General features: G+C 74.5%; 17 protein-coding genes. 9 read left to right on the plus strand and 8 right to left on the minus strand.

Annotation, left to right across the window (positions count from 1 at the left end; translation table 11 throughout):
* Positions 1-79 precede the first annotated feature (79 nt).
* The 3 genes from OG550_RS01575 to OG550_RS01585 are packed head-to-tail and all read left to right on the plus strand — an operon-like array spanning position 80 to position 2,604.
* Entirely contained in the window at positions 80-940 is an 861-nt protein-coding gene (locus OG550_RS01575) for a TauD/TfdA family dioxygenase (protein ID WP_327673669.1), read from the plus strand.
* Positions 937-1,752 carry an SDR family oxidoreductase gene (locus OG550_RS01580; protein ID WP_327673671.1) on the plus strand — a complete coding sequence of 272 codons (816 nt, stop codon included), beginning with the start codon at positions 937-939 and terminating at the stop codon, positions 1,750-1,752. Before OG550_RS01575 ends, OG550_RS01580 begins: the two co-directional genes overlap by 4 nt.
* Positions 1,753-1,755: 3 nt before the next feature.
* On the plus strand, positions 1,756-2,604 hold the full coding sequence (locus OG550_RS01585) for a hypothetical protein (protein WP_327673673.1): 849 nt from the start codon (positions 1,756-1,758) through the stop codon (positions 2,602-2,604).
* Here the strand turns inward: OG550_RS01585 and OG550_RS01590 are convergent.
* Positions 2,601-3,530 (minus strand): DUF2797 domain-containing protein, encoded by a 930-nt coding sequence (locus OG550_RS01590; protein WP_327673675.1) that lies wholly within the window; start codon positions 3,528-3,530, stop codon positions 2,601-2,603. The genes OG550_RS01585 and OG550_RS01590 overlap by 4 nt on opposite strands.
* 244 nt (positions 3,531-3,774) lie before the next feature.
* On the opposite strand from OG550_RS01590, the gene OG550_RS01595 reads away from it, so the two are divergent.
* The 4 genes from OG550_RS01595 (at position 3,775) to OG550_RS01610 (ending at position 10,581) form a co-directional block, all read left to right on the plus strand.
* Positions 3,775-4,446, plus strand: a complete 672-nt coding sequence (locus OG550_RS01595) for a maleylpyruvate isomerase N-terminal domain-containing protein (protein WP_327673677.1) — start codon at positions 3,775-3,777, stop codon at positions 4,444-4,446.
* Positions 4,447-4,660: 214 nt separating this feature from the next.
* On the plus strand, positions 4,661-6,907 hold the full coding sequence (locus OG550_RS01600) for a restriction endonuclease (protein ID WP_327673679.1): 2,247 nt from the start codon (positions 4,661-4,663) through the stop codon (positions 6,905-6,907).
* 222 nt (positions 6,908-7,129) lie between these two features.
* Entirely contained in the window at positions 7,130-7,900 is a 771-nt protein-coding gene (locus tag OG550_RS01605; protein ID WP_327673681.1) for an ABC transporter ATP-binding protein, read from the plus strand.
* 116 nt (positions 7,901-8,016) lie between these two features.
* On the plus strand, positions 8,017-10,581 hold the full coding sequence (locus OG550_RS01610; RefSeq protein WP_327673683.1) for an ABC transporter permease: 2,565 nt from the start codon (positions 8,017-8,019) through the stop codon (positions 10,579-10,581).
* Between the two features lie 91 nt (positions 10,582-10,672).
* On the opposite strand, the gene OG550_RS01615 is transcribed toward OG550_RS01610, so the two are convergent.
* The 5 genes from OG550_RS01615 to OG550_RS01635 all read right to left on the minus strand — a co-directional run bounded on the left by OG550_RS01615 (position 10,673) and on the right by OG550_RS01635 (position 16,355).
* Entirely contained in the window at positions 10,673-11,329 is a 657-nt protein-coding gene (locus OG550_RS01615; RefSeq protein ID WP_327673685.1) for an HNH endonuclease family protein, read from the minus strand.
* Between the two features lie 274 nt (positions 11,330-11,603).
* Positions 11,604-12,443 carry an iron uptake transporter permease EfeU gene (gene efeU / locus OG550_RS01620; RefSeq protein WP_327673686.1) on the minus strand — a complete coding sequence of 280 codons (840 nt, stop codon included), beginning with the start codon at positions 12,441-12,443 and terminating at the stop codon, positions 11,604-11,606.
* Between the two features lie 40 nt (positions 12,444-12,483).
* Complete coding sequence (gene efeB, locus OG550_RS01625) at positions 12,484-13,830, minus strand: iron uptake transporter deferrochelatase/peroxidase subunit (protein ID WP_327673688.1); 1,347 nt, start codon at positions 13,828-13,830, stop codon at positions 12,484-12,486.
* Between the two features lie 164 nt (positions 13,831-13,994).
* A complete protein-coding gene (efeO, locus tag OG550_RS01630) occupies positions 13,995-15,137 on the minus strand; it encodes an iron uptake system protein EfeO (protein WP_327673690.1) in 1,143 nt (380 codons plus the stop codon).
* A 393-nt stretch (positions 15,138-15,530) separates the two neighbouring features.
* The gene (locus tag OG550_RS01635; protein ID WP_327683635.1) at positions 15,531-16,355 is read right to left on the minus strand and encodes an ABC transporter ATP-binding protein; all 825 of its coding nucleotides are present in this window, start codon (positions 16,353-16,355) and stop codon (positions 15,531-15,533) included.
* Between the two features lie 255 nt (positions 16,356-16,610).
* Between OG550_RS01635 and OG550_RS01640 the strand changes: the two genes are divergently transcribed.
* A complete protein-coding gene (locus tag OG550_RS01640) occupies positions 16,611-18,884 on the plus strand; it encodes an AMP-binding protein (RefSeq protein WP_327673692.1) in 2,274 nt (757 codons plus the stop codon).
* A gap of 111 nt (positions 18,885-18,995) precedes the next feature.
* Here OG550_RS01640 and OG550_RS01645 read toward each other — a convergent pair whose 3' ends face one another.
* Together OG550_RS01645 and OG550_RS01650 are read right to left on the minus strand one after the other, a co-directional pair.
* Positions 18,996-20,330, minus strand: a complete 1,335-nt coding sequence (locus OG550_RS01645) for a hypothetical protein (RefSeq protein ID WP_327673694.1) — start codon at positions 20,328-20,330, stop codon at positions 18,996-18,998.
* Between the two features lie 155 nt (positions 20,331-20,485).
* On the minus strand, positions 20,486-20,938 hold the full coding sequence (locus tag OG550_RS01650) for a GNAT family N-acetyltransferase (RefSeq protein WP_327673696.1): 453 nt from the start codon (positions 20,936-20,938) through the stop codon (positions 20,486-20,488).
* A gap of 155 nt (positions 20,939-21,093) precedes the next feature.
* Between OG550_RS01650 and OG550_RS01655 the strand changes: the two genes are divergently transcribed.
* Positions 21,094-22,689 carry a M4 family metallopeptidase gene (locus tag OG550_RS01655; RefSeq protein ID WP_327673698.1) on the plus strand — a complete coding sequence of 532 codons (1,596 nt, stop codon included), beginning with the start codon at positions 21,094-21,096 and terminating at the stop codon, positions 22,687-22,689.
* The last annotated feature ends 69 nt before the right edge of the window (positions 22,690-22,758 follow it).

Raw genomic sequence — 22,758 nt, forward strand, 5'->3', positions numbered from 1 at the left:
GACCGCCACAGGCCCGGCGAAGGTCCGGTGAGGACAACCGAGAACGGCCGAGGACAACGACGAAGGGAGTGGTCGCCCCATGCCGGACGACACCGTGCAGGAGATCGGCTGGAGCAGTGCGGGCCTGGCCGCACGGCGCGACACCTGGTCGCTCGCCCTCGGCGAGGACGACCGACGGCTGCTCCAGGCGGACGCGGGGGCCGGGCGGTGGGACCGGGCCGAACCGGTCCGCGCCAGGCTCCGCGCGTTCGTGCGGAGCAGCACCCGGTCCGCGGGTCTCACGCACATCGGCGGACTGCTGGACCCGACGGCACCGCTGGACGAGCTGGTGGCGGCGCTGTCGTTCACACTCGGCGACTTCGGCGAGATCGTCCCCCAGAACGGGCAGGGCGACCTGACCCAGGTGCTCCGCGACCAGGACGGCGACGGGAACACCGAACTGGGGTTCCACTGCGACACCTGCGACCTGCTCGTCCTGTTCTGCCTGCAACCCGCGGCGAGGGGCGGGGGGCTCACCAAGCTGGCGAGCGCGCGCCACGTCCGCGACATCATCGCGCGGGAGCGGCCCGACGCCCTCGCCACCCTCGGCGAGGACTGGACCTTCAACCGGACCGGCCGGGCGGGCCCGCAGGTGATCGTCTCCCCGATCCTCTTCACCCAGAAGGACGGGACCGTCGGCTGCTACTACCAGACCCGCACCGTGCGGTCCTCCCCCGAGCGGGGAGGACCGCCCCTGACGGAGCGCCAGTGGGAGGCCCTCGACGTGCTCGACGAGGTGCTCTACCGCCCCGAGATCGCCTTCGGCCTGCCGATGGCCGCCTCCGACCTGCTGATCATCCGCAACAGCCGTGTCCTGCACGGCCGTTCCCCCTACGTCGACGAGCCCGGACCGCGCTCCCGCCGCATGCTGCGGATCTGGATGAACACGGAGGACCTGTGACCGACCCCACCCCCACCGACGCCGCCACCCCCACCGCCGCCCCCGGAACAGCCCCCGCGGAGCAGCCCGGCCGGATCGCCCTCGTCACCGGTGGCGGCAGCGGCATCGGCAGGGCCAGCGCGCTCGCCCTGCTCGGCGCCGGCTGGTCGGTCGCCGTCGCCGGGCGGCGCAAGGACGCCCTGGAGGAGACCGTCGCCCTGGCCGGCGTCGAACCGTCCCGCGTGCTGGCCGTGCCGGCCGACGTCAGGGACGCCGCTCAGGTCGCCGAGCTCTTCGGGGCCGTCCGCCGCCGGTTCGGCCGGGTGGACCTGCTGTTCAACAACGCGGGAGCGGCCGCGCCGCGCCGGCCGATCGCGGACACGCCCGTCGAGGACTGGAACCTGGTGATGGACACCATCGTGACCGGCGGCTTCCTCTGCGCGAGGGAGGCGTTCCGGGTGATGGGCTCCCAGTCCCCGGCCGGCGGACGCATCATCAACAACGGTGCGCCGTCCGCCCACGTGCCCCGGCCGAACTCCGTCGCCTACACGGCCGCCAAGCACGCCCTCCTCGGTCTGACCCGGGTGCTGTCGCTGGACGGCCGCCGGCACGGCATCGCCGTCGGGCAGATCGACGTGGGCAACGTGGCTCCGCCCGACGGCCGCCCGCAGCCGGCGGCCATGCAGGCCGACGGATCGCTGGCGGTGGAGGCGACCATCCCGGTGGAGCGCTTCACCGAGGCGCTGCTGCTGATGGCCTCGATGCCGCTGGACACCAACGTCCAGTCCCTGACCGTGCTGCCGACCACCATGCCGTTCGTCGGGCGCGGCTGAGCGATGCTGGTCAGCGCCCGCTCCTTCGACGAGTACCGCGCCATGTTCGCGCTCACCGAGCACGACCTGCGGCTGGGGATCCTGGACTGCCCGGGCGGCGCCGCCGGCTTCGTCGCCGAAGCCGGACGGCGCGGCACCGACGCCGTGGCCGTCGACCCCGCCTACGCCGACGACCGGGAGGACCTCGGCGCGCTGGTCCTGCGCGAGATCCGCCACAAGCACGCGGCCCTGGTGCGGGACGCCTCCGAGTACGTCTGGACCCGGCTCGGCGGCCCCGAGCGCCTCACCCGGCTGCGCAGCCGGGCCGCCCGCGCCTTCGCCGCCGACATCGCCGCCCGCCCGGACCGCTACGTCGCCGGCTCGCTTCCCCGGCTGCCCTTCCCCGACCGGTCGTTCGACCTCGTGCTCGGCTCCCACCTGCTGTTCTCCTACGGGGCGCGGCTCGACGAGGACTTCCACCTGGCCTCCCTGCTCGACCTGGCGCGGGTCTCCCGGTGGCAGGTGCGGCTGTTCCCGGTCCTGCTGCACACCAGCAACGTCCGGTACGGCCCGCTGGACCGCGTCAGGTCCGCACTGGCCGAGCACGGCGTCCCGAGCCGGCTGGAGCGGGTCGGCTACGAGTTCCAGCCCGGCGGGGACGAGATGCTCGTGCTCTCGACCGCGGGCTACCGGCCGCCCGCCGCCGCGGCGCCACCCGTGCGCGACCCCGCGGCCGGGGCGCTCGACCCGGTGCGCTGGCGGCACCGGGAGGCGCCCGACGGCCGTGCGGGCCCGGCCCAGGCCCCGGATCCGGTCGGGGATCCGGGTCCCGGTCCGGGCCACCGGGGCGCCACCGGCCGGAGCGGTGCCTAGAAGAGCGCCTCCTGGGTGTCCGGGACCTCCGGGCGGACCCGCGAGCGCAGGGACAGGCCGGACGGCGGGCGGCCGGGCGCCGGGGAGAGCGTCCAGCCGGTGAGCAGGCGGGTGTCGAGGAGCAGCGGCTCGGACCCGTCGGCCTGGTCGAGCAGCAGGTGGCGCCCGATCGCGGGGCGCAGCAGTCCGGCGACCACCGCGCCCGGTGCGAGCGCGTCGATCTGCCGGTAGGCGGCCGGGGCGCCGCCGGTCAGGCCGTAGACCTCGACGTGGTCGGTGACCAAGTGGTCGGCCGACAGCTCCACCCCGTGGCCGTGGAGCAGCTCGTGGGCCCGGGTCCGGGCCTCGGTGAGCAGCGTGCGGCGGTGGGCGGTGTCGCCGTGCTCCCACCAGTGGTCGAGCTTGACCCGGCTGGTGAACCGTTCGCGTGCCAGTCCGGAGGCGGCGACGGTGAGTTCGGCCCGGCGGACGGCGGGGAGGCTGCCGCGTGCGGCGAAGGTCCAGGCCAGCGCGCCCTGTTCGAGCAGGCGGGTGGTGCCGCGCTGCTCGGCGGTCAGGCCGACCTTCAGCAGGCCCGGGCCGAACCAGGCGAGGTAGAGCCGGTAAGTGCGGCCGTCGTCGAGGATCTGGTCCCGGGCCAGGGCCAGGCCCCGGTCGACGCTCTGGCAGGGCGCGCACTGCACGGCGCCGCCGTCCGGGGCGATCTCGGCGTGGTGCGGGCACGGTGTGCGCTCGCTCCGGCCCGCCAGCAGGGCGCCGGTGCAGCGGCGCGGCCCGCCGAGGAGCCAGCCGACCGCCGTGCCGGGGGCCGCCTCGCGCTCGTGCACGAGGTGGCCGCGGGCGGCGCTCAGCACCGGCCGGCCGTCGCGCCACCGCAGGCCGGTGGAGATCCAGCCGGTCGCCGGGCCCGCCTGTCGTTCTGCCACGTTCACCTCTCCGCTCCGAGCAGTCGAGGCTACCCGCCGGGTCGGACAACGGGCCTCGGCGGGTCTCGCGGGCCCGGCCGGTGGGGCGCCCGCCGTGCCGTCGCACGGGCCGGGTCCGGCCCCGGCCCGGGCGACGGCACGCGCAGCAGCGGCGCCCGGTCGGTGCCGCGGCCCCGCGGCGGCCGCACCCGCAGGGCGGTGTCCGGGCGCCGGGCGCCGCCGCCCACCCGATACCGTCGCGGACATGATCACCGACACCGCCCCGCCCGGGCCCGTGACCCCCGACGACCTCGCCACCGTGCTCCGGCTCGCCGTCGCCACGCTGCGCTCCGCGCCCGCCGACGCCGACTGGTCGCGCCCCGCCGGCTCGATCAGCTGGGACTGCTGGAGCACCGTCGAGCACCTCGCGGACGACCTGCTCGCCTACGCCGCCCAGCTGGGGCCGGCGGAGCCGCCGCGCGACCGCTACGTGCCGTTCGTCTCGGTGCGCCGCTTCCCCGGCGGGCCGAACAGCTTCGTGTTCGCCGACCGCGCGGGCGGGCCGGACGCGCTGCTGCAGGTGCTGGAGGCGAGCGGCGCGCTGATGGTCTCGATCGCCCGCACCGCCTCGCCCGGGGTGCGGGCGTACCACCCGTGGGGTCTCGCCGATCCGGCCGGTTTCGGCGCGATGAGCCTGGTGGAGGCCCTGGTCCACCTGCACGACGTCGCCGAGGGGCTCGGGCTGCCCTGGCAGCCGCCGGCCGACGTCTGCCACCGCGTGCTGGCCCGGCTCTTCCCGGACGTCCCGCTCGACGGCACGGCCGGCCCGTGGCCGACCCTGCTGTGGGCCACCGGCCGGACCGACCTGCCCGGCCGGCCCCGGCGGACGGACTGGCGCTGGTACGCGGCGGTGCCCGGGGAGGCCCCGTCCGTCTGACCCCGCCCGCCCCGTCCGCTCCGTACGGCCCCGACCGCCCCCACCGGCGGTGACCGCGCCCCGCCCCGGGTGACGCCTCCTCACCCCCGGCAGCGCCGCAGGTCGCGGGCCCTTTGCACGGTCCCCCCGTCCACGTTCTATTGTGGCGGGCGCGGCGGCGGCGCGGCCGGGAGGCGGACGCAGCGCCGGACGGACGCGGAACGAAGGGGTGGACGTGGCGGGGCGGCGGAACGACGGGGTGCTGGCGGTCTGGGCGGAGGCGCAGCGACAGCAGCAGCGCCGTGAGGAGGCCCGCTGGCGGGCCCAGACCGCCGAGCAGCGCCGGCGGGAGCGGGAGGAGCGGGAGGCCCAGAAGGCGGCCGCCCGCGGCGAGCGGGAGGCGCAGCGCGCCTACCAGCAGGCCCGGGAGGCGGAGGCGGCCCGGCGGACGGCCGAACTGGACGCCCGGGTGGAGGAGTTGCGCGGTCTGCTGACGGCGGGGCTGGGGCGGGCGGCGTTCCGGGCGCAGTCCCTGCTGGCGCCGCGCCCGGTGCCGCCGTTCGAGCCGGGCCGGCTCGGTGAGCCGGTGCCGATGCCGGACCAGGCCCGCTACCAGGTGCCGCCGCCGGACCCGGTGCAGGCCCGCAACCCCGGGGTCTGGCAGCAGTACGAGCAGTACGTGGCGCAGGCCAGGGCCCGGTTCGAGCAGGACTGGTACGCGGCGCAGGCGGCCGAGGCGGACCGGCAGCGGCGCCTCGCCGACTACCACGGGCAGTACCTGGAGTGGGTGGCCCGGTTCCGCCGGGAGGACGAGCAACGGGCCTCCCGCACCGAGGAGTTGCTGCACCGGCTGCGGTCCGGTGAGGCGGAGGCGGTGCAGGAGTACTTCACCGCCGTGCTGTACGCCTCGGCGGCGTGGCCGGAGGGGTTCCCGCACCGGCTGGTGGCGGCCTGGGAGGCGTCGAGCCGTCAGCTGGTGGTGAACTGGGAGCTGCCCGGCCCGGAGGTGGTGCCGTCGGCGGGCCGGGTCCGGTACGTGAAGACCGACGACCGGGAGGCGGAGGTGGCCCGGCCGGCCACCGAGCGCAAGGCGCTGTACCGGGAGGTGCTGGCGCAGAGCGCGCTGCGGGTGGTGGCCGAGCTGTACCGGGCGGACGGGGACGGGCTGCTGGCCTCGGTGGTGCTGAACGGCTTCGTCCAGGGCATCGACCCGGCGACCGGCCGGGAGGCGGAGCGGTTCCTGACCACGGTGACGGTGGACCGGGGCGAGTTCGCCGGGCTCACGCTGGACCGGGTGGCGGCGGTGGAGTGCTTCCAGGGGCTGGGCGGTGTGCTGTCGGCCCGGCCCGAGCGGCTGGACGAGGTGCGTCCGGACCGCCTGCCGGAGACGGTCGGCGGCAGCGTCGCCGGGCAGGGCGGGGAGGACGAGCCCGACCTCTTCGAGATGGACCCGATCGAGTTCGAGGAGCTGATCGCCGAGCTGTTCCGGCTGCGCGGGTTCCGGGTGATGACCACAGCCCGCAGCGGGGACGCCGGGGTGGACGTGGTCGCCGAGGACCTCGACCCGGTGACCGGCGGGCGGATCGTGATCCAGGCGAAGCGCTACCGGTCGACGGTCTCCCCCACCGCGGTGCGCGACCTCGACTCGACGGTCCGCCACCACGGCGCGATCAAGGGGATCCTGGTGACCACGGCCGGTTTCGGGCCGGGCTCGTACGAGTACATCCGCAACAAGCCGCTGACCCTGGTGAGCGGGCCGGAGCTGGTGGAGCTGCTGGCCGAGCAGGGGCTGCGCGGCCGGCTGGGCGGCGGGAGCGGTTCGCCGGGCGGCGGCCCTGCGGGCGGTACCGCGGCGGGCGGTGCTGCGTCCGGCGGCGCGTCAGGGAACGGCACGTCAGGGGACGGCACGCCGGGGAGCGGTTCGCCGGGCGGCGGGCGGGCGGGCGGCGATCCGGCCGCGTCCGGCTCCGCCACCACGGTGGCGCTCTCCTGGCGGAGCCGGACGGCCGGCGGGGACGCGGTCGAACTCGACGTCTCGGCCTTCCTCTGCGCGGGCGGCAAGGTGCTGGACGACGAGCACTTCGTCTTCTTCAACAACCCGCAGGACCCGGACGGCGCCGTCCGTCTGCACGCCACCCGCTCGGTGCCCGGCGAGCCGGTGCGCCTGGCCGAACTCACGCTGGAGCCGGGCCGGTTGGCGCCGGGCGTGGACGAGGTGGTGGTCGCGGTGTCGACCGAGGAGGACGACCAGCCCGCACTGCCGCTCGGCTACGTGCACGGGCTGTCCGCGGCCCTGTCGTTCGGCGCGGCCGCGGCCGGGCCGGCGGCCTGGACGGCGGACACGGGCGGGGTGTCGGAGAGCGCCATGCTGGTCGGCTCCTTCCGGCGGCGCGGCGGTGTCTGGCACTTCGCGCCGGGCGGTGCGGCCGTGGCGGACGGTCTGGCCGGGCTCGCGGTGCGCTGGGGCGTGGCCATCGAGTAGCGGACGGCCGCCTCCTCAGGAGGGCCTCCTCAGGACCTCCTCCTCAGAACGGCCCCCTCCTCAGGGACGAGGTCATACCTGAGGAGGAGGAAGGCCCCCCGCGCCTACGCCGGGACGACGGGGGGCCGCCGTACCCGGGACCGACATTCCGGGCCGAACCGGTTGGGAGAATCGAACGGAACACATTCGTCCGTTTCCGTTCGCAGCCCTCAGGAGTCCCTCGTGACGATGTCCGCAACCGCCGTCCGCACCGGCCGGGCGGCCGCCCGCGCCACCGGCCTCAACAAGGTCTACGGGGAGGGCGAGACCCGCGTCGTCGCCCTGGACAACGTCAGCGTCACCTTCCCGCAGGGCGAGTTCACCGCCATCATGGGCCCCTCCGGCTCCGGCAAGTCGACCCTCATGCACTGCATGGCCGGCCTCGACACCGTCACCTCCGGCTCCTCCACCATCGGCGACACCGAACTCGTCGGCCTCAAGGACAAGCAGCTCACCCAGCTGCGCCGCGACCACATCGGCTTCATCTTCCAGGCCTTCAACCTGCTCCCCACCCTGACCGCCCTGGAGAACATCACCCTCCCGATGGACATCGCCGGCCGCAAGGCCGACAAGCAGTGGCTGGACCGCGTCGTGGACACCGTCGGCCTCTCCGGCCGCCTCTCCCACCGCCCCAGCCAGCTCTCCGGCGGCCAGCAGCAGCGCGTCGCCTGCGCCCGCGCCCTCGCGAGCAAGCCCGACATCGTCTTCGCCGACGAGCCCACCGGCAACCTCGACTCCCGCTCCGGCGCCGAGATCCTCTCCTTCCTGCGCAACTCCGTCCGCGAGCTCGGCCAGACCGTCGTCATGGTGACCCACGACCCCGTCGCCGCCGCCTACGCCGACCGCGTCGTCTTCCTCGCCGACGGCCGCATCGTCGACGAGCTCCACCAGCCCACCGCCGACACCGTCCTGGACCGCATGCGCCGCTTCGACGCCAAGGGCCGCACCAGCTGAACCGGCGCGCCGGCCGCACCGTCACGGCGGCCGAGCCACCGCACCGGCCCCGGGCCCGCCCGCCCGGCCCCGAACCGGCCCCCGTCCCCACCACCCTCCAGGACTGACACCACCCCATGTACCGCACCGCACTGCGCAACGTGCTGGCCCACAAGGCCCGCCTGCTGATGACGACGCTCGCCGTCCTCCTCGGCACCGCCTTCGTCGCCGGCACGCTCGTCTTCACCGACACGCTCGGCAACGCGCTCCGCTCCCAGAGCGCCAAGAGCTACAGCGACATCACCGTCACCGTCAGCGACCGCGAGGCCGTCAGCAAGGGCTACGACCACAACGGCGGCACGGCCGAGGCGGGCCCCACCCTCACCGAGGACACCCGCAAGGCGATCGCCGCCCTGCCCGGCACCGCCGACGCCCGCGGCGTGATCAGCGGCTTCGCCGGCATCGCCGACAAGAAGGGCGCGCTGATCGGCGACGGATTCTCCACCGCCGGCACCAACTACGTGCCCGGCGCCGACGGCACCGACCCGCGCTACCCGCTGGTCGAGGGCCGCGGCCCGCGCGGGGCCAAGGAGATCGCGCTGGACGCCAAGACCGCCGAGAAGGGCGGCTACAAGGTCGGCGACACCGTCCGCGTCGCCGTCAACGGCCCGGTCATGGAGCTCCACCTCACCGGCACCCTGCACACCAACGACCCGCGCGTGGTCTCCGGCGGCTCGCTCGCCGCCTTCGACACGGCCACCGCCCAGCAGCTCTACCTGAGCCCCGGCCGGTTCGCCGAGATCGACGTCAAGGGCAAGCCCGGCACCGACGACGGCGCCCTGCTCACCGCCGTCGAGCAGACCGTCCCCAAGGGCGACTCGATCGAGGCGCGGACCGGCCGCGCGCTCGCCGACGAGCAGGACCGGATGATCGCCGACGGCACCAAGGGGCTCTCCACCGTCCTGCTGGGCTTCGCCGCCATCGCGCTCTTCGTCGGCATCTTCATCATCGCCAACACCTTCACCATGCTGGTCGCCCAGCGCACCAAGGAGCTGGCGCTGCTGCGCGCCGTCGGCGCCAGCCGCAAGCAGATCACCCGGTCCGTCCTGATCGAGGCGCTGCTGGTCGGCCTCACCGCCTCGCTCGGCGGCCTGCTCGCCGGCATCGGCATCGCCACCGGGCTGCGCGCCGTGCTCAACGGCCCGATGGAGGCCAACCTGCCGGACGGCCCGCTGGTGATCGGCCCCTCCACGGTGCTCGGCTCCGTCGGCGTCGGCGTCGCCGTCACCGTGCTCGCCGCCTGGCTGCCCGCCCGCCGCGCCTCGCGGATCGCCCCGGTCGCCGCCATGAGCTCGGCCGAGCAGCCCGCCACCCAGAAGTCCCTGGTGGTCCGGAACGTCGTCGGCGGGCTGTTCGCCCTGGCCGGCGTGGGCGGCCTGCTCGCCGGCGCGTCCGCCCAGGAGGGCAAGCTGGTCGGCATCGGCGCGGGTGCGCTGATGATCGGTGTCTTCGTCCTCACCCCGCTGCTCTCCCGGCCGCTGATCGCCCTGTTCGCGCCGCTGCTGCGCAGGCTCTACGGCACGCCCGGCAAGCTGGCCCGCGAGAACGCCGTGCGCAACCCGCGCCGCACCGCCGCCACCGCCTCCGCACTCACCATCGGCGTCACCCTGATCACCGCCCTGACCGTCGTCGGCGCCTCGGTGAACAAGGCCGTCGACGAGGCCACCGCGAACGACCTCAAGGCCGACTACACCGTCGCCATGTCGAACTTCTCGATGCTCTCCCCCGAGGTCGCCCCGAAGATCGCCGGGATCCCCGGGCTCACCGCGATGAGCGTGGTGCGCACCGTCCCGGTCAAGGGCGCCACCGAGTACGACACCTCGTGGCTCACCACCGTGGACGCGGCCACCATCGACCGGCTGGTGGACCTGAAGGTCACCGAGGGCTCGGCCGACGCGCTCAGGCAGGGCAAGCTGCTGGTCGGCTCCGACTACGCGGAGCGGAACGGCCTCAAGGTCGGCTCGGCCCTGACCGGCACCTACCCGGACGGCACCAAGGCCGCCCTGACCGTCGGCGGCCTGGTCGAGCACAGCACCATGCTGTCCGGGCTGATCGCCCCGGACGGCGTGGCGGGCGCGCACGCCGCCCCCGGCACCGGCCTGGACAAGGTGTTCGTCAAGGGCTCCCACGGCCCGGACGCCGAGCTCAAGCAGGCACTGCGGGACGCCACCGGCGGCAACCCGCTGATCGCGGTCAAGGGCGACAAGGACATCAAGGCGGAGAACCGCCAGCTGGTGTCCGCCGTCCTGAGCATGATGTACGGGCTGCTGGGCATGTCCGTGGTGATCGCCGTCCTGGGCGTGGTCAACACCATGGCGATGTCGGTGTTCGAGCGCCGCCGGGAGATCGGCATGCTGCGGGCGATCGGCCTGGACCGGCGCGGCATCGGCCGGATGGTCCGGCTGGAGTCGCTGCTGATCGCGCTGTTCGGCGGCGTGGTCGGTGTCGTGCTCGGCATCGTCACCGCCTGGGCCGGCAACCAGGCCATCGCGAAGGCCTTCAAGAACATCACCACGGTGGTCCCGCCGGTGCAGGTCCTGGGCTTCCTGGTGGCCGCCGCGCTGATCGGCCTGCTGGCCGCGCTGTGGCCGGCCCGCCGCGCCTCCCGGCTGGACATCCTCAGCTCGATCAAGAGCGAGTAGCCGGACCGCGACCGCACGGACGGCGCCGCCCGCCGGGACTCCCTCCCGGCGGGCGGCGCCGTCGTCGGTCCTGCACCGAGCGAACGTTTCCTCAGCAGCCGGCGAGGATCGAGGAGAGCGCGCTCTTCTCGGCGCTGTCCACGGTGAGGCCGTAGTAGTACTTCACCTGCACCCAGGCGCGGGCGTAGGTGCAGCGGTAGGAGGCCTGCGGCAGCCAGTGCGCCGGGTCCTGGTCGCCCTTGCTGCGGTTGGAGCTCGCCGAGACGGCGATCAGCTGCGGGCGGGTCAGGTCGTTGGCGAAGCCCTGGCGCTGGCCGGTGGTCCAGGCCCAGGCGCCGGAGCGCCAGGCCTCGGCGAGCGGCACCAGGTGGTCGATGTCGAAGGACGAGGCGCTGGTGGTGCTCACGTTGTCGTAGACCGAGAACCAGCTGCCGCTGACGGAGGCGCAGGCGGAGTCGGTGACGACGTTGCCGCCGTCCCGCTTGAGGACCGTCTCGCGGGTGTTGCAGGTGCCGGAGACGGTGATCCAGTGCGGGAAGAGCGCCCGGTCGTAGGTGGAGGCGTGGGACTCGGCGGTCACCGCGATCGAGGCGAGGTAGCTGCGCGCGGTGGCGGCGGAGACCGGGGTCGGCAGGGCGGCCTGGGCACTGCCGGCGCCGGTCAGCAGGGTGGCGAGGGCGAGCAGCAGGGCGCCGACGGCGGCGGCCAGGGTGCGGCGGGGCGGACGCGGCACGGATATCGCGGACATGGGGGGACTCCTGTGTCGACGAGGGCAGGGAAAAGCCCCCGGGCGGAGCGGCCCGGGCTGCCGACCAGCATGCGGTCCCAGTGGTTTACGCGGGTAGAGCCGGGAGGTGAACTTTTTGACCGGGCGTCAGCACACCGCCTGTCCGGGTCGCCCGTGTCATGCGCGGAGCCCCGTCCGGCGTGCTGCCGGTCGGGGCTCCAGGTGGTGCGGTGAGGCCTGAACTCTTCGCTCTGGCGGTCGGGTCGACCGCTTCAGACGGGTCGGGTCGGCGGTCTCAGGGGGTCGGGGTGGCGGGTTTGGCGGGTTTGGCGGGGCGGTTGCCGAAGAGGCCGTAGAAGGCGGCGAGGGTCGGGGCGAGGTAGGCGGCCCAGACGGTGAGTTGGAGTGTGGTGGGGTCGGGTTGGAAGTTGAAGACGCCCTTGAGGAGGGTGCCGTACCAGCTGTCCTTGGGGATGGTGGTGCTGATGTCGAAGGCCCGGTCGTGCAGGCCGGGCAGCCAGCCGGCTTCCTGGAGGTCGTGGACGCCGTAGGCGAGGACGCCCGCGGCGACGACGACGAGCATGGCGCCGGTCCAGGTGAAGAACCGGGCGAGGTTGATCTTCAGGGCGCCGCGGTAGAACAGCCAGCCCAGCACCATCGCGGTGGCCAGGCCCAGGGCGGCGCCGATGATCGGGTTGTAGCCGTCGTCGGTGGCCTGGACCGCGGACCAGATGAACAGCGCGGTCTCCAGGCCCTCGCGGCCGACCGCGAGGAAGGAGGTGACCACGAGCGCGACCGTGCCCATGGCGACCGCGGCGTCCAGCTTCCCGTGGAGTTCGGCCTTCAGGTGCCGGGCGGTGCGGCGCATCCAGAACACCATCCAGGTGACCAGGCCCACCGCGATGACCGACAGCGTCCCGCCGAGTGCCTCCTGGGCCTCGAAGGTGAGCTGGGTGGAGCCGTACTGCAGCACCGCGCCGAACGCCATCGACAGCGCGACGGCGGCGCCGACGCCGGCCCACACGGGCGGGAGCCGGTCCCGGCGGCCGGTCTTGACCAGGTAGGCGATCAGGATGCAGACGACGAGGCTGGCTTCCAGGCCCTCGCGCAGGCCGATCAGGTAGTTGCCGAACACGGCACCTCCTCAGGGGGGTTCGCGGCAGGGGGTCGGGAGGTCAGCCGAACAGGGCCTGGCCCCACCACTCGCCGGGCTTGCGGATACCCGCCGGGCAGGCGAAGTGCGCCGAACCGACGTGCTGGATGTACTCGTTGAGCGCGTCGGACGCGGCCAGACGCTGCTGGAGCGGGACGAAACCGGTGCGGCTGTCGCGCTGGTAGGCCAGGAAGAACAGGCCCGCGTCCAGGCGGCCCAGGCCGTCGGTGCCGTCGGTGAAGGAGAACCCGCGGCGCAGGATCATCCGCCCGCCGTTGGAGTCCGGGTGGGCCAGGCGCACATGCGCGTCCGCGGGCATCGCGGCGAGGTCCGGGTCGTCGTGCTCCCGGGTCCTGCCGTAGGCCGCGCCCTCGCCCTTGGTACGGCCGAACACGTCCTCCTGCTCCTTCAGCGACGTCCGGTCCCACGTCTCGACGTGCATCCGGATCCGACGCGCGACGAGATAGGAGCCACCGGTCATCCACTCCGGACCCTCACCCGGCGCCACCCACACGTCCCGCGCCAGCCGGGCGGTGTCGCTACCCGCGATGTTGCGGGTACCGTCCTTGAAACCCATCATGTTGCGCGGCGTCTGGGCGTCGGGCGTCGTGGAGGACGTCTTGCCGAACCCCAGCTGCGACCAGCGGATGTTGACCGTCCCCATCCCGATCCGGGCCAGGTTGCGGATCGCGTGGACCGCGACCTGCGGATCGTCCGCGCACGCCTGCACACACAGGTCCCCGCCGCTGCGCTGCGGGTCGAGGTTGTCGCCCTTGAAACGGGGCAGGTCGATCAGCGCCTCGGGGCGCTTCGCCTTCAGGCCGAAACGGTCCGTGCCGTCCTTGTCGAACAGGGTCGGGCCGAAACCGATGGTCAGCGTCAGCCGGGACGCGGGCAGGCCCAACGCCTCACCGGTGTCGTCGGGCGGCGCCTCGGGCAGACCGCTCGCCGCACCGCTGCCCACCTCGCGCCCGCCCGTCATCGCGGCCGCGGCCCTCGTCCACTCCTTCAGCATCCGCGCCAGCGACTCACGCGTCGCGGACGCGGAGACGTCGAACGCCGCGAAGTGCAGACGGTCCTGGACCGGGGTCGCGATCCCCGACTGGTGCTCCCCGTAGAAGGGGACGTCCCCACCCACCGCGGCGGGCGCACCCGGGACGGGGTCGTCCCGGCGGGTCGCGGCCGCCACCGAACCGACACCCGCCGCACCCAGCGCGACACCCGCACCCGCCCACCCGATCACCACACGACGACTGAACCCACCCCCACCAACACCGGCCACATCCAAGGCCACATCCGAGGCCACATCCGAGGCCACGTCCGCGGCCACGTCCGAGGCGGCGTCCTGCTGTTCCTGCTCGGCGTCCATCGGCGACAGGCCCTTCTCTGTACTGGAACCGGGTGGTACGGGGTGGTGCGGTGGGCGGGCCCCGCCGGTGCGGTCGGCGGCCCGGTGGGGCCCGCCGACCGCACCGACGGGGCGACGACCTACTTCGGGGAGGTCTACTTCGAGAAGACCTACCTCGGGTCGGTCTACTTCGGGGAGACCGCGGCGGCGAGCTTGGACAGCGGCTCGGCCAGTGCGTTGACCGCGTCGGAGAAGGTCTTGCGCTCGGCTTCGGTGACCTTGTCGTAGGAGGTGTACGAGGCGTCGGCCTGCTTGTACTTGGCCAGCAGGCCCTCCAGCGCGGTGAACTCGGCGTCCAGGGTCTTCGCCAGCTCGGCGTCCTTCTCCGCGGCGACCGGCTTCAGCAGCTCGTACGCCTTCTTCGCGCCCTCGACGTTCGCGGCGAAGTCCGCGAGGTCGGTGTGGCTGTAGCGGTCCTCCTCACCGGTGACCTTCCCGGTGGCGACCTCGTCGAGGAGCTCCTTGGCGCCGTTGGCCATGCCGGTCGCGGTGATCTCCGCCTCGGGGATCTTCTTCTGCCAGTCCTTCAGGTCCGCGACCAGCTGGTCGGCGAGCCTCTTCTCCTCGTCGCCGATCTTCCCATCCGCCCACAGCGACTTCTCCAGGCGGTGCCAGCCCGTCCACTCCTGGCCCGGCTCCAGGCCGTCCTCGCGGGTGTCGGTCTTCGGGTCCACGTCGCCGAAGCTCTCCGCCACCGGCTCGGTGCGCTCCCAGCCGGTCCGCGAGGGCGCGAACAGCGACTTGGCCTTCTCCACGTCCCCGCCCTTGACCGCGGCGGCGAACGCCTCGACGGCCGGGATCGTGGCGTCCGCCTGCTCCTGCGCGTACGTGCGGTAGGCGCCGACCGCGGCCGTCAGACGCGGGTCGGCCGCCGCCGCGGAACCCTCCCCGCCGGTGACGGTGATCTTCTGGCGGATGCCGTCACCGACCATCCCCGGCTTGCAGGCGATCTCGTACGAACCGGCCTTGATCTCGGCGGTGATGCTCGCCTTCGTCCCCGGGCCGATGTTCTCCCGCTCGGTGACGATCTTGTCGCCCTCGGCGTAGACGTAGACCTCGGTGGTCTTCGAACCCTTGTTGGCGATGTCCAGGACGACGTGACCGGCCGGGAACGTGGTCTTCGAGACCTCGCAGGCGGTGTCGGTGGCATTGACCTTGACGGCGTCGGAGGAGGCCTTGTCGTCCTTCTTCTGCGAGCAGCCGGCCAACGCGGCGCTCGCCACAGCGAGGGTGAGCAGCATGGCTGCGGTGGAACGACGGGCGGACATGCAAGCTCCAGCGGTCAGGGCGGGGCGAATGAGGGCAGGGCTGAGCGTGGACGGGGAAAGGCACTGTCGGCCCCCCGCCCACTTAGCTTAGGCATACCTTATGGATATCGGATTTCGCCGTCCATTCCCGCGACGGTAAAGCTTAGGCAAGGTCGTCGATGCAGGTGGGAGTGGTTGCGGCACGGACTACCGGCCGGTAGGACGATCATTTTCGGCCATCGGGGCTCGCGGACGGCTCGCTCACCGGCGCGCCGAAGCGGGCAGGGGGCGCGTGCCCCGGGTGGCACGCCCGCAGCCGACGGTGCCCCCACCCCGGGCGGAGGGGGTGGGGGCACCGGACGGACGAGAGCGGAGCGGGCGGACGGCCGGGACCGGACGGGACGGTGGCCCCGCTCAGCGCCCGGGAGCCCGGCGGGCGGCGGCGCGGGCGGTCCAGCGGCCCTCGTGCCGACTGATCCGGATCGGGTGGCCGAAGGTCGCACTCACCAGCTCGGTGGTCATCGCCTCGTCGACCGGACCCGCGGCGACCGTCTCCCCCTCGCGCAGCAGCAGCGCGTGCGTGGTCGACTCCGGCAGCTCCTCCAGGTGGTGCGTCACCAGCACGCTCGCCAGGTCCGGGTGCTGGTGGCGCAGCAGGTCCAGGCTGTCCAGCAGCAGCTCGCGGGCGGTCAGGTCCAGCCCGGTGGCCGGCTCGTCGAGCAGCAGCAGGCGCGGGCTGGGCATCAGGGCACGGGCGATCAGCGCCCGCCCCCGCTCGCCCTGGGAGAGCGTGGTCCACGGCGACTCCGCCGCGGCCGCCATGCCCAGGGTGTCGATCAGGCGCTCGGCACGGTCGAGCTCCTCCGGGACCGGCTTGCGGTGCAGGTCCGGCTCGATGGTGTTGGTCAGGCCGGTGAGCACCACCTCGCGCACGGTCAGCGGCGAGCGGAGCGGGTGCCGCGGGTTGACGTGGCCGAGGTGGGCGCGCAGCTCGCGGACGTCGACCCGGCCCAGCCGGCGGCCGAGCACGTCCACCTCGCCCCGGGTGGGGTGGGAGACCGCGCCGAGCAGGGCGAGCAGTGTCGACTTGCCGGCGCCGTTGGGGCCGAGCAGCGCCCAGTGCTGGCCCGGGCGGATCTCCAGGTCGATCCCGCGCAGCAGGTGACGCCCGTCGCGTACGACGTCGACGCCGCGGGTGCGCAGCAGCGGGCCGGCGAAGGAAGGATCGGGCGTGCTCATGGCGGCGGGCCTCCGGGGGTGGGTGCCGGGCAGGGTCTCGGGCACGGCGCCGAACCGGGCGGGCGCGGCGCCGACCGTCCGCGTGCAGAGTACAACCGTCGGCCCGGGGACGGCCGGGGCGTCCGAGCGGTGGACACCGGTCACCTTCCGCACGCCCCTGTTGCAGAGCGGCAGTTGGCAGGAGGATCGGGGAACCGCGCGGGCCGGCCGAGCCGTCCCGCGAGGCAGGATCCGCACGGTGGAGGGGGCGTGGTCATGGCAGGGACGAACGAACCGGTGGAGACCGGTTCGGGGCGGGCCGGGACGCTGCACGGACGGTTCGAGGAGCACGCGCGGCGGACGCCCGACGCGGTGGCCGTCCGGTGCGCCGGGCGGGAGCTCGGCTACGCGGAGCTCGACGCCCGGGCCGACCGGCTGGCCCGCCACCTGGCCGGCCTGGGCCTCACCCCCGGCCGGCGCGCCGCCGTCGCGTTCGGCCGCGGCACCGAGGTGTACGTCGCGCTGCTCGCCGTGCTGAAGACCGGCGCCGCGTACGTGCCGCTCGAACCGAGCGCGCCCGACCCGCTGCTGCGGCACGTGCTGGCCGAGACCGACCCGGTGCTCGTCGTCACCGAGGAGAGCCACCGCCTGCGGCTCTCCGACGCGGGCGCGCGCACCGTGGTCTGCGTGGACTCGGCGGCCGCCGGGATCGCCGGACTGCCCGCCCTGCCGCGCACGGAGGGCGTCGGACCGGAGGATCCGGCGGTGGTGTTCACCACCTCGGGCACCACCGGCGAGCCGCGCTGCGTGCTGGTCGAGCACCGCAACCTGCTGGCCCTGCACCACGGGTGGTGCGAGGTGTACGGACTCTCCCCCGCCGACCGGATCCTGACGACGGCGAGCCTGGAGTTCGACGTCTTCACCGCCGACTGGATCCGCGCGCTCTGCTCCGGCGCCACGCTCGTCGTCGCCCCGCGCAACCACACCCTGGACCGCAGCGCCGAGATCACCGACCTGCCGGCGCTCGTCGCCGACGAGCGGATCACCGTGCTGGAGCTGAACGTCCGCAACGCGCGCCGCCTCGCGGCCCACCTCGCCGTGGCCGACGGGGAGCCCGGCGGCGCGAGCGGCCACCCGGACGGCGGTGCGGTCGGCGCGGTCGCCGCCGCCCGGGCCCGGGCGCGTGCCGCGAGCGGCTCCCGGCTGCCCGGCGTGCGGGTGCTCACCGTCGGCGCCGAGAAGTTCTGGCTGGACGAACACCTCGCCCTGAAGCGGCTGCTGGGCCCGGAGACCCGGGTGATCAACGTGTACGGGCTGGCCGAGGCCGCCGTCGACAGCACCTGGTACGAGCCGCCGGACGCGAACGACGTGCCGGACGGCGAACGGCTCTCGCTGGTCGGCGTGCCCTTCCCGGGCGTCAGGGTCCACGTCCTCGGCACGGACGGCTTCCCCGCCCCGCCCGGGACGGTCGGCGAGATCGCGCTCGCCGGCCCGGGGCTCGGCCGCGGCTACCTCAACCGGGCGGCCGAGACCGCGCAACGGTTCGTCCGGGCCGTCTACGACCCGGACGGCAGGGTCCTGCGCACCGGTGACTACGGCCGCCTCGGGCCCGGCGGGGTCCTGGAGTTCGTCGCCCGCGCCTCGACCGCCCTCGGGACGCCGGGCCTCGCCAGGCCCACCGCGCCGGCCGCGTCCATGGAGGCTGCGGAGGCCCTGGCCTACACCGTCGTGCGCGGGGTGGTGGCGGCGAACCGCGTCGAGGCCCTGCTGCGCGCGCATCCCGGGGTGCGGGAGGCGGTGGTCACCACGGTCCAGGTCTCGCCCACCCGGCGGGAGCGGGTGGCCTACGCGGTGACCGAGCCCGGGGCCCCCGACACCGACGGGTGGTCGCTCTCCGCCTACCTGAACGCCCGGCTCGCCGCCGAGTTCTCCGAGGGCGACGCTCCGGCGGCCGTGGTGCCGCTGCCCGAGCTGCCGCGCACGCGGGCCGGGAAGCTCGACCACGGCGCGCTGCCGCTGCCCGCCCCCGCCGACCACACCGCGCCCCGGCGCACCGTCGCGCGGAAGGGCTCGGGCGGCAAGGGCGGTGCCCGGCTGCGGGCCGCGGCCGGGCACGACGGCGCGACCGGCTGCGGCTGGCTGGCCGCGGCGCTGCCGTTCGCGGTGCTGGCGTGGGTGCTGACCGACCTGATCTGGCCGGGCTCCACGGACGTCTCCGCCGTCCCGGGGCCGTACGCCACGTACTTCCGGGTGCTGTACGTCTTCGAGTGGGGATCGTTCGGCCTCGGCATGGCCTGGCTCTTCGCGGGTCCGGTGGTGCTCGCCCGGCTGGAGCGGCCGGCGTGGCTGTCGGTGCCCGCGTACCTGGCGGTGTTCTGGCTGCTGGCCTCCTGGTGGCCGCAGGACAACACGTACCGGACCAGCGCGCCGACCGACTGGCCCCGGCAGTCGCTGCTGGTCTACCTCTTCAACGTCGCGCTGATGGTCTCGGCCGCCGTGGTGGTCCGGTTCCTGGCCTGGCGGCGTCCGAGCCCGACGAAGCCGAGGTGACGGTCCGCCCGTCGGCCGGCGGCGGGTGAACGGCCGGCCGGCGGTAGGTTCGGGGCCCGGAGCGGGTACGGCGCCGGGCGGGTGCGGGGCCCGGGCCGCCGTGCGGGTGGCTCAGCGCAGGGCCTCGAACATCCGGCCCAGCGCGTGGTGGCCCGCGCCGAGCAGTGCCTCCGCCGCGTCCAGCGCCTCGGTGCTGTGCGCGGCGAGCGCCAGGCCGACGGTCGGCTCCGGCTCGTACCCGGCCGTCACGATCAGCGGCAGGACGGTCGCGCCGAGCCGGGCGCACTGCGGGCGCAGCCGGTCCAGGTGCCGGTACAGCGCCTCCTGGGAGAGCCGGGCGCCCAGCGGCATCGCGTCCAGGGTGCGGACGAGGTGGCCCGGCCCGCGCACCCGGTCCAGCCGCTGCCGCAGCACGAACGCGACGGCCGGTCCGGTGAGCCGCAGGTTCACCTCGGTCGGGGCGGGCCGCCGCTCCCGGTCGGTCACGAAGTCCACGTCGAACCAGCCCCGGTGGCCCGCCGCGGCCAGCCGCTCGCCCACGGCCAGCCCGAACCGCTCCACGGTGGCCGCCGCTCCCGGCGGCACCACGCCCGGACCGACCGTCACCCCCTGGTACCGGGTGCCGTCCACGGCCATCTCACCGACGCCCACCGGGTGCACCCGGCCGTCCTCGCCGATCACCGCGTCGAAGGTGAGGTCGCGCAGCCGGCCGGAGCCCGCCGGTCCGCCGTCCACGTACTCCTCCAGCAGCAGGCCGCCGGCGGGCGGCAGCACCTCGTCCCGCTCCAGCCGGCGGAGCAGGGCCCGCGCCCCGCCGGCCGCGAACACCTCCTGCGGCGTGACCACCACCGTCCCGTACCCGCCCACCCCGTGCGGGCTCTTCACCACCGTGGTCAGCCCCCGGGCCGCCCGGAACGCCAGCCGGCGCGCGGCCCGGCGCGGACCGTCCGCGTGCTCCTGGCGGGGTACCCGCACGCCCGGGTGGTCGGGGGCGAGTCCGGTGAACAGTTCGTGTGCGGCCGCCTTCGACTCGTAGCGGCGCACCGCGGCCAGCTCCGGCCCCTCGCCCTGTGCCGGGGTCCGGCCCCAGAAGAGTGCCGGACCGCCGCCGTCCGCGATCCGCGCCGCCAGCGCGGGCCGCCGTTCCAGCGCCCGGGCGATCGTCTCCCGCTGCGCGACTCCGCTGTGCAGTTCGACCGGGCCCCACTCCAACTCGCGGGCCAGCCAGTCGATCCAGTCCCGCTCGACCTCCGCGGGGAGCACCAGCACCGCCGGTTCGGGGCTGTAGCAGGTCGCCATCCCCGCGTAGTGGTGGGCCTGTTGCAGCCGCCGCTCCCGCTGCTCCCGGTCCATCCGACCGTCGAGGAACTGTGCGTTGAAGTCGGCGACGTTGCCCACGTGCACGGCCCGCCGCCCGCCGGTCCAGGCCCCCACCCATCCGTCCATTCCGCGAGGGTACGGCCTGCGCGGGGGCGGTGGCGACGGGTCGGGGAGGGTGGTGCGGCGGGTGGTGCGGGCGGGTGGGCGGCGGCCCCGGGGAGCGCGGCGGCCCGGCGGGCGCGCCGGGTGCACCCACCGGCCGCGCCGGGCCCGCCCGGTGCTCAGAGGGCGAGGAGCCCCGCGTCGGTGGGCCGGAAGCCGCAGGCGCCGAAGTAGTAGGGGCGCAGGTGCGGTTCGAAGTCGACGTGGAGCCAGTCGCAGCCGGCCGCGCGGGCGCCCTCGGCGGCCGCGGCGACCAGCCGGGTGCCGATCCCGAGGCGGTGGGCCCCCGGGTCGACGGCGGTGTCGAGGAGGAAGGCGTGGACGCCGCCGTCCCAGAGCACGTTGACGAAGCCGAGCAGCGGGCCGTCGGGTGCGGGCCGGGCGCAGACCCACCCGGCGCTGTGGCGCTCCAGCCGGGCGCGCCAGGGGGTGGCGGCCGCCGCGGGGCTCCCGGGGCCGGTGGGACCGACGGGGCCGGTGAAGGCCGCGGCGTGCAGGGCGTCCAGCTCGTGGTCGGTGAAGGGACCACGCCAGACGTACTCCACAGTTCGGTGATCCTGGGGGGTTGTCATGGCGGGATCGTAGAGGAGGAGTTCACAACCGATCGATTTTGATCAGTACAGGCCACGACTTGGTCAAGAAATGACGCCTTCTCTAGCTCACCCTGACGGTCCACCGTCAATCTCGGGGCAGCTCCTTCCCTGCAGCTACCCCGACTGGAGTCAGAGTGAGCCCCACCTCCTCTTCCCGCCGCCCCCTCGCGGCCGGAGCCATAGCGGCCACCGCCGCCCTCCTCGCCGCCACCTTCACGGCCGGCACCGCCTCCGCCGCGTCCCCCTCCGACCGCGACGCGGCGATCGCCCAGGCCCGCTCCAACGTCACCCGCAACGCCGCGGTCTTCGGCTACGGCGACGGCCAGGACCTGGTCGTGAAGGACGTCGTGCTGGACGCCGACGGCAGCCGGCACGTGCGCTTCGACCGCACCTACCTCGGCCTGCCCGTCGTCGGCGGCGACCTGGTGGTGCACCAGGACGCCCGCGGCCGCCTCAAGGACTCCTCCCGCGCCGCCGCCCACGACGCCGCCGTGAGCTCGATCGTCCCCAAGGTCCCCGCCCAGCTCACCGCCGGCCGCGCACTCGAAGCCGCTCCCGGCGTCAGCGACGCCACCAGCTCCCCCGAGCTGGTCGTCTGGGCCGCCGACGGCACCCCGCGCCTCGCCTGGCGCACCACCGTCCAGGGCACCGGCGACCACGGCCAGCCCGCGGGCCGCGTCGTCGTCACCGACGCCCGCAGCGGCGAGCAGATCGAGTCCTACGACTCCGAGCACCAGGCCGCCGGCCTCGGCCACTCCGAGTACACCGGCGACGTCACCATCGACACCACCCCGCAGTCCGGCGGCTACGCCCTGATCGACCCGGTGCGCCACCACACCACCAGGGACGCGCACAACGCCGGCGCCGGCTCGCTCACCCCGACCTCGGGCACCCTCTTCACCGACGCCGACAACGTCTGGGGCGACGGGAGGAAGTTCTCCACCGACCGCGCCACCGCCGCCGTCGACGCCCACGCCAACACCGCCTGGACGTACGACTACTACAAGAACGTCTTCAACCGCAGCGGCATCAAGAACGACGGCAAGGGCGCCACCGTCTTCGTCCACGTCGGCACCAGGTGGGACAACGCCCAGTGGTCCGACACCTGCTTCTGCATGATGACCGGCGACGGCGACGGCAACGTCGACCCCGAGCAGGTCGACCTCGACACCATGGGCCACGAGATGACCCACGGCGTCACCAGCGCCACCGCCAACCTCCGCTACAGCGGCGAGTCCGGCGGCCTCAACGAGTCGACCTCCGACATCTTCGGCACCATGGTCGAGTGGTACGCCGACAACCCCGTCGACAAGCCGGACTACCTGTTCAGCGACCAGTCCACCCCGCCGTGGCTGCGCCGCTTCGACAAGCCGTCACTGGACGGCGGCTCGGCCGACTGCTGGACGAGGAAGGTCGGGCAGCTCGACGTCCACAACTCCTCGGGCGTCGGCAACCACTGGTTCTTCCTCGCCAGCGAGGGCAGCGGCGCCCGCACCGTCAACGGCGTCTCCTACAACAGCCCGACCTGCAACGGGTCCACCGTGACCGGCATCGGCAACCAGAAGGTCGCCAAGATCTGGTACCGCGCGCTGACCGTCTACATGACGTCCACCACCGACTACAAGGGCGCCCGCACCGCCTCCCTGAACGCCGCCAGGGACCTCTACGGCGCCACCGGCACCGAGTACAAGGCGGTCGCAGCCGCCTGGAGCGCCGTCTCCGTCGGCTGATCCCCGCCTCGCCGGACGTACGGCCCGTCACCCTTCCCCCGGGGGGTGGCGGGCCGTACCCGTGGCCGT

The organism is Kitasatospora sp. NBC_00458 (assembly GCF_036013975.1).
Classification (GTDB): domain Bacteria; phylum Actinomycetota; class Actinomycetes; order Streptomycetales; family Streptomycetaceae; genus Kitasatospora.